This is a genomic window from Klebsiella sp. JN_Kp122 (assembly GCF_040062085.1).
Taxonomy (GTDB): Bacteria; Pseudomonadota; Gammaproteobacteria; order Enterobacterales; family Enterobacteriaceae; genus Klebsiella; species Klebsiella aerogenes.
In genome coordinates this window covers 16,435-26,114 of sequence record NZ_JBEAHW010000003.1, presented here as the reverse complement: position 1 = coordinate 26,114, position 9,680 = coordinate 16,435, and the positions used below count along the sequence as shown (strand labels likewise).

Here is a 9,680-nt window from a genome sequence, read left to right as displayed (position 1 = left end):
CTGTTTGTGTGAAGTGATTCACATCTGCCGTGTCAGTGGGTGCGCATTATAGGGATCCCATTTTTTTGCACAAGCCTTTTTTCGATCTTTTTTTCTGAATGATGATTTTTCGCGCTTTTCGCACTGTTATTGCTCAAATAGCTCAATTTTTATCAGAAAAAGGGGTTGCGGGAGCGCCTGAAAGCTACCAAAGTCTGGTTTTCTACCCTGATGTTGAGGCAGTCATGTCCAGTTATTTACGTCCTTATAAAGAATTATTCCCTCAAATCGGTCTGCGGGTGATGGTGGATCCCAGCAGCGTTGTGATCGGCGATGTCAGAATTGCCGATGACGTCAGCATTTGGCCGCTGGTCGCCATCCGCGGCGACGTGAATTATGTGTCTATCGGCGCACGTTCGAATATTCAGGACGGTAGCGTCCTGCATGTCACCCATAAGTCGTCTTATAACCCTGAGGGTAATCCGCTACTCATAGGAGAAGATGTCACCGTCGGGCATAAGGTCATGCTGCACGGCTGCACTATCGGCAATCGCATTCTTGTCGGAATGGGGTCAATTCTGCTGGATGGCGTGGTGGTAGAAGATGACGTGATGATCGGCGCCGGCAGCCTGGTGCCGCAAAACAAGCGTCTGGAAAGCGGTTATCTCTATTTTGGCAACCCGGTAAAACAAATCCGCCCCCTGACGGAGGCGGAATATGCAGGGCTGAAGTATTCAGCCAACAACTATGTGAAGTGGAAAGACGACTACCTGGATCAGGAAAGCCAGAGCCAACCCTGATGATCTTCTTGCCGATCGCGAATCAACGCTTCCGCTTCATCTTCCAAATCCCAGCGATGTTCACTAAAGAGAGCCAGCCATCGCGCTGGCTCATCGCCACCGAACCGTTGCTGCAGTGTCTGACCCCGAATCGCGCAAGTTAACTGCATGCCATTGACCAACGCGGGGAAAACGATGCACTGCCGTTCAGCGTCCCACTCTTCTCTATCGGGAAATTGGATCGCCTGGTTCACGCATTCAGTTCCTGATGTAAAACGGCAATCACCGGGGCAATTTCCGGTAGTCTACCGTGCCACAGCAGAACGGCATGTGCGGCCTGAGCCACCAGCATACCTAATCCATCTGCCATTTTTTTAGCGCCATACTGTTGGCACCAATGCAGAAATGGCGTATTTCCTTTCTGATAAAACATGTCATAGCAGTAAACGTCGGCATGAATTAACGAGGAAGGTATTGCCGGGATATCGCCGCTTATTCCGCTGGACGTCGCGTTAATAATGAGATCGAACTGATGACCTTCCAGTTTATCCAGCGATAACGCGCTAACGCTGCCGGTATGAGCAAATAGCGTTGCCAGCTCATGAGCGCGGGAAAAAGTACGGTTAACGATGGTGACCGCGCAATCTAAAGAGAGCAGCGGTAACAATACACCGCGAGATGCGCCGCCTGCGCCAATCAATAAAATCCTCATACCAGGCTTGATAAAGCCCAGACGCTCTAAGTCGCTTAATAACCCAATGCCATCCGTATTGTCGCCAAGCAGACGACCATCCTCAAGACGCTTTAACGTATTGACCGCGCCGGCTAGCGCAGCGCGCTCGGTGAGTTCGTCGGCGCGGGCAAACGCTTCTTCTTTGAAAGGGACGGTCACGTTAGCGCCCTTACCGCCCGTGTTGAAGAAAGCATCCAGGGTATTCACAAAATCATCCAATGGCGCCAGTACCCGACCATAGGGGTGCGCAATATCTAACTGTTTGGCAAACAGCTGATGAATAGAAGGCGACTTGCTATGGGCTATAGGGTTACCAAAAACGACATAAGTTTCCATTAATTACCCCTGGCGGAACTGTTCACCCGTCAGGGCATCACGGATTTCAGATGGGTTTTGCCGCCCGCCCGTTGCGCCATCCACCACCGGGAAACTATCGCCAAACTGGGCGCGTACTTCAGCAGTAGTCCGGCACGGAGGCTGACCGGTTAAGTTGGCGCTCGTCGAGACCAGCGGCTTTCCGTAGGCTTCACATAATTCAATTACCAGTGGATGATCGGTAACGCGCACGGCAAGCGAATCAAAGCGCCCCGTCAGCCAGCGTGGCGTATCCGGACGCGCCGGGAACACAAACGTCACCGGCCCAGGCCAACTGGCAAAGATAACCGCTCTCTGCGCGTCGCTTAATCGGGAATCATCAATATACGGTTTCAGTTGGTCAAAACTGGCGGCGATAAGTATCAGCCCCTTTTCCACAGGGCGTTGCTTTAACGCCAGTAGGCGCATCACGGCCGTTTCGCTATCCGGATCGCAACCGACACCAAACACAGCTTCGGTTGGATAGGCGATGACATGTTCATTATTCAGTACCGCGACAGCCTGGGCGACGGTCTCTGAGGGCAGGTTTTTATTCACTTATTTGTTCCGCCGGGATCGGCTTTCCACATTGTTTACTGGCGCAAAAGCGTTTAACACCCTGTGCCGTTTTCTTTTCTATTAATAGCGGGTAATGGCATTCAGGGCATTCGCCCGCCACCGGTTTAAAATTAATTACGAACTGGCAATCAGGGTAGCGATCGCAGGAATGAAAGGTTTTACCGAAACGGGAGCGACGCTGCACCAGATGACCCTGTCCGCATTGCGGACACGCGATAGCGGTCTCATCAGGTTTATCAATCAACTCGGTATGTTCGCATTCGGGATAGCGACTGCAGCCGATGAACATACCAAAACGCCCCTGGCGTAACACCATGACAGCGCCGCAAGATGGGCACTCTTGCCCCTCCAGCACCTTGACGATATGTCCATCCGCCTGACTTTTCAGGGGACGGACATAGTCACAGTCCGGATAGTGAGAACAGCCGAGAAACGGGCCATGTTTCCCGGAACGAATCACCAGTTCGGCCCCGCACTGCGGGCAGGGCTCGTTTTTACGCACCGAAAACAGTGCTGATTTGGTCATAACAACTCGATGTTGCTGCAATAAGATTAATGCAGCATACCTTCATTTACTTCGAAGAGTAATTCTTCCATTTGCTGATAGGCGTTTTCACAGCCTGGAATATTAAACAGAACCATCAGGATCACCCATTTCAGGTCTTCCAGTTCAAACTCTGCCGTATCCAGCGCCAGTACGCGCTCTATCACCATTTCTCGCGTTTCGAGGTTCAACACCTGGATCTGCTCGAGGAAGAGTAAAAATCCTCGACAGCTGGCATCCAGACGCTGGCACTCTTCATCGGTGTATACCCGAAGAGAGAGCGGGTCGGAGGCGAGCTGCATGGGTTCAACGAGACCTTCCTGATAATCAGCCAGTTTCTCGAGCCACATTAACGCGTTATAGATATCTTCCCGCTCAAAACCTGCATCGGTCAGATCCCGCGTCAGTTTGTCCTGATCCACGCGCATTTCTGCTTCGTTATGGATATAAGTCTCAAACAAATACATGAGTACGTCGAACATGGCTTGCCCTCCTTAATCGGACATAGCCGCCGGGTACAGCTGCGATCCAGCCTGCTAACTCCAGTTCAAGTAGCTGGGCTACGGTTACTGGCACAGATTGGCCGGCACGTTCAGCGACAACGTCAACAGGTGTTACCTCATCTCCTACGTTAGCCAGGAGCTCTGGAAATGGCAATGCTACAGGAGGCCGATCTGCGTAATTATTTAGCAAATCAGCGGTCTCTTCCCGCGCTGAAAGCTCATATTGCCAATACTCAAGGATCTCTTCCGGCACGGTAACCGGAACTGCTCCCTGCTTTATTAGCCAGTGCGGCCCTTCAGAGCCAGGATTGCCAATTGGCCCAGGCAGGGCAAAAACATCTCTCCCCTGCTCCAGCGCGCAACGGACAGTTACCAGAGAACCACTTTTCAAGGCCGCCTCTATCACCAGAACCCCAGCGCTTAACCCGCTGATAATCCGGTTGCGGCGCGGGAAATTCCCTGGTAACGGTAGCGCAGAGAGAGGAAATTCGGAAAGTAGCGCGCCGCCGCTTTCCACGATCTGCTTTGCTAAAGCCCGATGCCGGTGCGGGTAGATATCAGAGAGACCGTTGCCTAATACGGCGATGGTTTTTCCCTTTGCCGCTAATGCCCCGCGGTGGGCGATGCCATCAATCCCCAACGCCAGACCACTGGTAAGGGTCAAGCCATACTGAGCAAGCGCTTCACTGAATGCTTTTCCCCACCGCGCGCCGTACCACGAGTGTGCTCGGCTCCCAATGATAGCCAGCTGCCGGCTACACAAGAGATCGACGTTACCGCAGACCAGCAGCGCGCCGGGATAATCATCGATAGCGCGTAGCTGCGGCGGATAGAGCGCGTGATCCGCCGTGATCAGATGATGTTCTGGTTGCTCTAACCATTGCAGTGAAACATCAATTTGCTGTTGGTTGAGGGCAAGAAACTGTGTTGCCTGCGCTTTAGTTAAACCCGCAGCCCGCAACGTTTCAGTATTCAGCTGGCCTGCACATCCTAGCCGTCGTGCAATCAATACCATTTCATCGCCGTACAGATTATTCACCCGCATCAGGCGCAACCAAATCTCCGTGGGCGTCATCCGTTCCCCCCTGCCATTAGCGGCTCAGCCAATCCTTGTGATTGGTTAGCGAGACTGTCAATTAGAGGGGGTTTTGTCTAGAATAGAGGTAATAATCTTATCAACTACTGAATACGACTCTGGATCTTTATGGCAGTTTTGCAAGTGTTACATATTCCGGACGAGCGCCTTCGCAAAGTCGCCGAGCCGGTCAAAGAAGTGAATGCAGAAATTCAGCGTATCGTCGATGATATGTTCGACACGATGTACGCTGAAGAAGGTATTGGTCTGGCCGCCACGCAGGTGGATATCCATCAGCGCATTATCGTTATCGATGTCTCGGAAAACCGTGAAGAGCGTCTGGTGCTCATCAACCCAGAGCTACTCGAAAAAGACGGCGAAACCGGCATTGAAGAAGGTTGTTTGTCAATTCCGGAACAACGTGCGCTGGTTCCACGAGCCGAAACCGTAAAAATCCGCGCGCTGGACCGTGAAGGTAAGACTTTCGAACTGGAAGCTGATGGCTTGTTGGCTATTTGTATCCAGCATGAAATGGATCACCTGGTCGGTAAGCTGTTCATTGACTATCTGTCGCCGCTCAAACAGCAGCGCATCCGCCAGAAAGTTGAAAAACTGGATCGTTTACGCGCCCGTGCCTGATAACAAGGATTAACGTGTCACAAACACTACGTATCATTTTCGCCGGAACCCCCGACTTTGCAGCGCGTCACCTTGACGCGCTGTTGTCGTCTGAACATCAGGTTGTCGGCGTATTTACTCAGCCCGATCGCCCTGCTGGTCGCGGCAAAAAATTGATGCCGAGCCCGGTAAAAGTGCTGGCTGAAGCCAATAATCTACCGGTCTTCCAGCCATCTTCCCTACGTCCGCAGGAAAATCAGCAATTAGTTGCCGACCTTAACGCCGATGTTATGGTCGTCGTGGCTTATGGACTGATCCTGCCGAAAGCGGTTCTTGAAATGCCGCGTTTGGGCTGCATTAACGTTCACGGCTCCCTGCTTCCTCGCTGGCGTGGCGCTGCGCCGATTCAGCGTTCGCTATGGGCTGGCGATGCCGAAACCGGTGTAACCATCATGCAGATGGACGTCGGTCTTGATACCGGTGACATGCTGTATAAACTCTCCTGCCCGATTACTGCGGAAGATACCAGCGGCAGCCTGTACGATAAACTGGCCAACCTTGGACCAGAGGGTCTACTGGCGACCTTAGCGCAGCTGGCGGATGGTAGCGCAGAGCCTGAAGTTCAGGACGAATCGCGGGTCAGCTACGCCGAGAAGCTGAGTAAGGAAGAGGCCCGTATTGATTGGTCGCTTTCCGCAGAACAGCTCGAACGCTGCATCCGCGCATTTAATCCCTGGCCGATGAGCTGGCTGGAAATCGATGAACAACCGGTGAAGGTATGGCGCGCATCCGTTATTACGGAGTCCGCCAACGCTGAGCCAGGTACGATCGTCGCAGCAACCAAGCAAGGGATCCAGGTCGCCACCGGCAACGGGATTCTGAATCTGGAATCGCTGCAGCCGGCAGGGAAAAAAGCGATGAGTGCCCAGGATTTACTGAACTCTCGCCGGGAATGGTTTATCCCCGGAAACCGTCTTGCCTGACGCACTTCTCTTCTAAAGCCCGGGTTCGCCGGGCATTTTTATTTTTGCGCTTATGAAAAAGAATATTAATTTACGCAGCCTGGCAGCCCAGGCCATTGAGCAGGTCGTTGAGAAAGGCCAGTCTTTAAGCAATGTTCTGCCGCCGCTGCAGCAAAAAGTGAGCGAGAAAGACAAAGCGCTGCTGCAGGAGCTGTGCTTCGGCGTTTTGCGCACTCTCAGCCAACTCGAGTGGCTGATCGGTAAGCTGATGGCCCGCCCAATGACCGGCAAACAGCGTACCGTACATTTCCTGATCATGGTCGGCCTGTATCAGCTACTTTATACGCGAATTCCCCCGCACGCCGCGCTGGCGGAAACGGTGGAAGGCGCGGTGGCAATTAAACGTCCGCAGCTTAAAGGGCTTATCAATGGCGTATTACGCCAGTTTCAGCGCCAGCAGGAAGAGCTGCTGGCCGAATTCGCCCAACACGAGAATCGTTATCTCCATCCTAAATGGCTGCTTAAACGTCTGCAGCAGGCCTGGCCGCAACAATGGCAGGATATTGTGTCAGCCAATAATCTACGTCCGCCAATGTGGCTGCGTGTGAATCGCAATCATCATTCGCGAGATGAATGGATCTCTCTGCTGGAAGAGGCTGGTTTACAGGGTTTCGCTCACCCGGACTATCCGGATGCCGTCCGTCTTGCGTCCCCAGCCCCGGTCCATGCGTTACCGGGATTTGATGAAGGCTGGGTAACCGTTCAGGACGCCTCAGCCCAGGGCTGCATGCGCTACTTACAACCGGAAAACGGCGAGCGCATTCTCGATCTCTGCGCGGCGCCGGGCGGCAAGACGACGCATATTCTGGAAGTCGCGCCTCAGGCGAATCTGATGGCGGTCGATATCGACCAGCAGCGCCTGTCCCGTGTCTATGACAACCTGAAACGTCTGGGCATGAAAGCAGAAGTGAAACAGGGCGATGGTCGCTATCCTGAACAGTGGTGCGGCGATGAGCAGTTCGATCGTATTTTGCTGGATGCGCCATGTTCGGCCACCGGCGTTATCCGTCGCCATCCGGATATTAAATGGCTGCGCCGGGATCGCGATATCGCCGAGCTAGCGCAATTACAGGCAGAAATTCTCGATGCCACCTGGGCTCATCTGAAACCGGGCGGTACGCTGGTCTATGCGACATGCTCTATTTTGCCGGAAGAGAATAGCCAACAGATCGCCGCTTTCCTGACCCGTACCCAAGATGCCGAACTCCATGAGACGGGAACGCCGGAAACCCCGGGTCAGCAAAATCTGCCAGGGGCGGAAGAAGGCGATGGCTTCTTTTACGCTAAGCTAATCAAAAAGCGCAATTAATGGGTCACTGCTGATGAAGATTATTATTCTTGGCGCCGGACAGGTAGGCGGCACGCTGGCGGAAAATCTCGTTGGCGAAAACAACGATATTACCCTGGTCGATACCAACGGCGACCGTCTGCGCGGCCTGCAGGATAAGTTCGATCTCCGCGTCGTTCAGGGCCACGGTTCGCATCCGCGCGTGCTGCGCGAAGCTGGCGCCGATGATGCCGATATGCTGGTCGCCGTAACCAGTTCGGATGAGACCAACATGGTAGCCTGCCAGGTCGCCTATTCGCTGTTTAATACACCGAATCGTATCGCCCGTATTCGTTCGCCTGATTACGTTCGTGATGCCGATAAGCTTTTCCATTCAGAAGCGGTGCCAATTGACCATCTGATCGCTCCGGAGCAGTTAGTCATCGATAATATCTACCGCCTGATCGAATATCCGGGCGCGCTGCAGGTAGTGAACTTCGCCGAAGGAAAAGTAAGCCTGGCCGTTGTGAAGGCTTATTATGGCGGCCCGCTGGTCGGTAATGCGCTTTCCACGATGCGCGAACATATGCCGCACATCGACACGCGCGTTGCGGCAATTTTCCGCCACGATCGACCGATTCGCCCGCAGGGATCAACCATCGTAGAAGCGGGCGACGAAGTCTTCTTTATCGCCGCGTCGCAACATATTCGCGCGGTAATGAGCGAACTCCAACGTCTGGAGAAACCCTACAAACGCATTATGCTGGTCGGCGGCGGCAACATCGGCGCGGGCCTCGCTCACAGGCTGGAGAAAGACTACAGCGTGAAGTTGATCGAGCGCGATCAACAGCGTGCCGCTGAACTTGCCGAAAAGCTGCAGAATACGATCGTCTTTTATGGCGATGCATCGGATCAAGAGTTACTGGCGGAAGAGCATATCGATCAAGTCGATCTCTTTATTGCCGTCACCAACGATGACGAAGCCAATATCATGTCGGCAATGCTAGCCAAGCGGATGGGCGCGAAGAAGGTCATGGTGCTGATCCAGCGTCGCGCATATGTTGATCTGGTTCAGGGAAGCGTGATCGATATTGCGATATCACCGCAACAAGCCACGATTTCTGCCTTGCTGAGCCACGTACGTAAAGCTGATATTGTCGGTGTTTCGTCGCTACGCCGCGGCGTTGCCGAAGCCATTGAGGCCGTCGCGCATGGCGATGAAAGCACCTCGCGGGTAGTCGGCCGTTCAATTGATGAAATTAAGCTGCCGCCAGGCACAATTATTGGCGCGGTGGTGCGCGGCAATGACGTAATGATCGCCAATAATAATTTACGTATTGAGCAAGGCGACCACGTAATTATGTTCCTGACCGACAAGAAATTTATCTCCGATGTTGAGAGACTATTCCAGCCGAGTCCGTTCTTCCTGTAATTACAATGGGCGTCGCGCAGACGCCTTTTTATTATCCCTTATTTATCAATGGATAATATTTTCCAGCAATTATTCAACAGCAATGGAAAATGGAAATACATTTGATAAACTTATCAATGTCAGCTGGCTCAAGGAGAGTAAAATGGGTATGTTAAAAGAATTCCGCGAATTCGCGATGCGCGGGAATGTTGTCGATTTGGCAGTGGGTGTCATCATTGGTGCAGCATTTGGTAAAATTGTATCGTCTTTAGTGGCCGATATTATTATGCCTCCGCTGGGTTTGCTCATTGGCGGGATCGACTTTAAACAGTTCGCCGTTACGCTACGCGATGCGCAGGGGGATGTCCCAGCCGTTGTCATGCATTATGGTGTGTTTATTCAGAACGTCTTCGATTTCATCATCGTTGCCTTCGCGATTTTCATGGCGATCAAACTGATGAATAAACTGAACCGTAAGAAAGAAGAAGCGCCTGCCGCTCCGGCACCGAGCAAAGAAGAAGTGCTACTGAGTGAAATTCGCGATCTGTTAAAAGAACAAAACAACCGTTCTTAATCAGCACACAGAAAGCAGAAGGCCAGTGGTAAAAAAGCGATTCGCTTGCTTGCCACTGGCCTCCCGGTCATTCCGCCCTGCATGTTTGTCTTTACGTTGATAGCTTCCTTTCCCTTTCTTATTTTTCTCAACCCGCTGTCTGAATAATGGGTCATGCAGTAATGCCTCAATCGCATTATCTTTAATTTGCCCTTTGGTATGCTGATAGCGACTCATAGTAACTCCAGTTCATGTATCAATTC

At 52.6% G+C, this 9,680-nt stretch carries 13 protein-coding genes; 6 read left to right on the top strand and 7 right to left on the bottom strand.

Going from position 1 to position 9,680, the window contains the following annotated elements:
- Window positions 1-224 precede the first annotated feature (224 nt).
- Window positions 225-779 (top strand): gamma carbonic anhydrase family protein, encoded by a 555-nt coding sequence (locus ABLU78_RS03260; RefSeq protein WP_015703633.1) that lies wholly within the window; start codon window positions 225-227, stop codon window positions 777-779.
- Here the strand turns inward: ABLU78_RS03260 and ABLU78_RS03255 are convergent.
- From ABLU78_RS03255 to dprA, 6 genes are read right to left on the bottom strand one after another with little or no spacing between them, the layout of a single operon-like run.
- On the bottom strand, window positions 755-1,012 hold the full coding sequence (locus ABLU78_RS03255) for a DUF1488 domain-containing protein (protein ID WP_020077816.1): 258 nt from the start codon (window positions 1,010-1,012) through the stop codon (window positions 755-757). The two genes, ABLU78_RS03260 and ABLU78_RS03255, sit on opposite strands and share 25 nt — an antisense overlap.
- On the bottom strand, window positions 1,009-1,827 hold the full coding sequence (gene aroE, locus ABLU78_RS03250) for a shikimate dehydrogenase (protein WP_048230016.1): 819 nt from the start codon (window positions 1,825-1,827) through the stop codon (window positions 1,009-1,011). The genes ABLU78_RS03255 and aroE overlap by 4 nt, the downstream gene beginning before the upstream one ends.
- Before the next feature lie 3 nt (window positions 1,828-1,830).
- Window positions 1,831-2,403 carry an L-threonylcarbamoyladenylate synthase type 1 TsaC gene (gene tsaC, locus ABLU78_RS03245; protein ID WP_015369442.1) on the bottom strand — a complete coding sequence of 191 codons (573 nt, stop codon included), beginning with the start codon at window positions 2,401-2,403 and terminating at the stop codon, window positions 1,831-1,833.
- Complete coding sequence (locus ABLU78_RS03240; RefSeq protein WP_015369441.1) at window positions 2,396-2,950, bottom strand: type I DNA topoisomerase; 555 nt, start codon at window positions 2,948-2,950, stop codon at window positions 2,396-2,398. The genes tsaC and ABLU78_RS03240 overlap by 8 nt, the downstream gene beginning before the upstream one ends.
- A 26-nt stretch (window positions 2,951-2,976) precedes the next feature.
- Window positions 2,977-3,450, bottom strand: coding sequence for a DUF494 family protein Smg (smg, locus tag ABLU78_RS03235; RefSeq protein WP_015369440.1), 474 nt, complete (start codon window positions 3,448-3,450; stop codon window positions 2,977-2,979).
- Window positions 3,422-4,546 (bottom strand): DNA-protecting protein DprA, encoded by a 1,125-nt coding sequence (dprA, locus tag ABLU78_RS03230; RefSeq protein WP_047047668.1) that lies wholly within the window; start codon window positions 4,544-4,546, stop codon window positions 3,422-3,424. Before dprA ends, smg begins: the two co-directional genes overlap by 29 nt.
- A gap of 129 nt (window positions 4,547-4,675) precedes the next feature.
- On the opposite strand from dprA, the gene def reads away from it, so the two are divergent.
- The 5 genes from def to mscL all read left to right on the top strand — a co-directional run bounded on the left by def (window position 4,676) and on the right by mscL (window position 9,438).
- Window positions 4,676-5,185, top strand: a complete 510-nt coding sequence (def, locus tag ABLU78_RS03225; RefSeq protein WP_015703636.1) for a peptide deformylase — start codon at window positions 4,676-4,678, stop codon at window positions 5,183-5,185.
- A gap of 14 nt (window positions 5,186-5,199) precedes the next feature.
- Window positions 5,200-6,147, top strand: coding sequence for a methionyl-tRNA formyltransferase (fmt, locus tag ABLU78_RS03220; protein ID WP_015703637.1), 948 nt, complete (start codon window positions 5,200-5,202; stop codon window positions 6,145-6,147).
- A gap of 52 nt (window positions 6,148-6,199) precedes the next feature.
- Window positions 6,200-7,495 (top strand): 16S rRNA (cytosine(967)-C(5))-methyltransferase RsmB, encoded by a 1,296-nt coding sequence (gene rsmB, locus ABLU78_RS03215; protein ID WP_032713186.1) that lies wholly within the window; start codon window positions 6,200-6,202, stop codon window positions 7,493-7,495.
- A gap of 13 nt (window positions 7,496-7,508) precedes the next feature.
- Window positions 7,509-8,885 (top strand): Trk system potassium transporter TrkA, encoded by a 1,377-nt coding sequence (gene trkA / locus ABLU78_RS03210; RefSeq protein WP_015369435.1) that lies wholly within the window; start codon window positions 7,509-7,511, stop codon window positions 8,883-8,885.
- 142 nt (window positions 8,886-9,027) lie between these two features.
- On the top strand, window positions 9,028-9,438 hold the full coding sequence (mscL, locus tag ABLU78_RS03205; protein WP_015369434.1) for a large-conductance mechanosensitive channel protein MscL: 411 nt from the start codon (window positions 9,028-9,030) through the stop codon (window positions 9,436-9,438).
- Here the strand turns inward: mscL and ABLU78_RS03200 are convergent, their stop codons facing one another.
- Window positions 9,439-9,654 carry an alternative ribosome-rescue factor A gene (locus ABLU78_RS03200; protein WP_015703639.1) on the bottom strand — a complete coding sequence of 72 codons (216 nt, stop codon included), beginning with the start codon at window positions 9,652-9,654 and terminating at the stop codon, window positions 9,439-9,441. It abuts the gene before it with no gap.
- Window positions 9,655-9,680 lie beyond the last annotated feature (26 nt).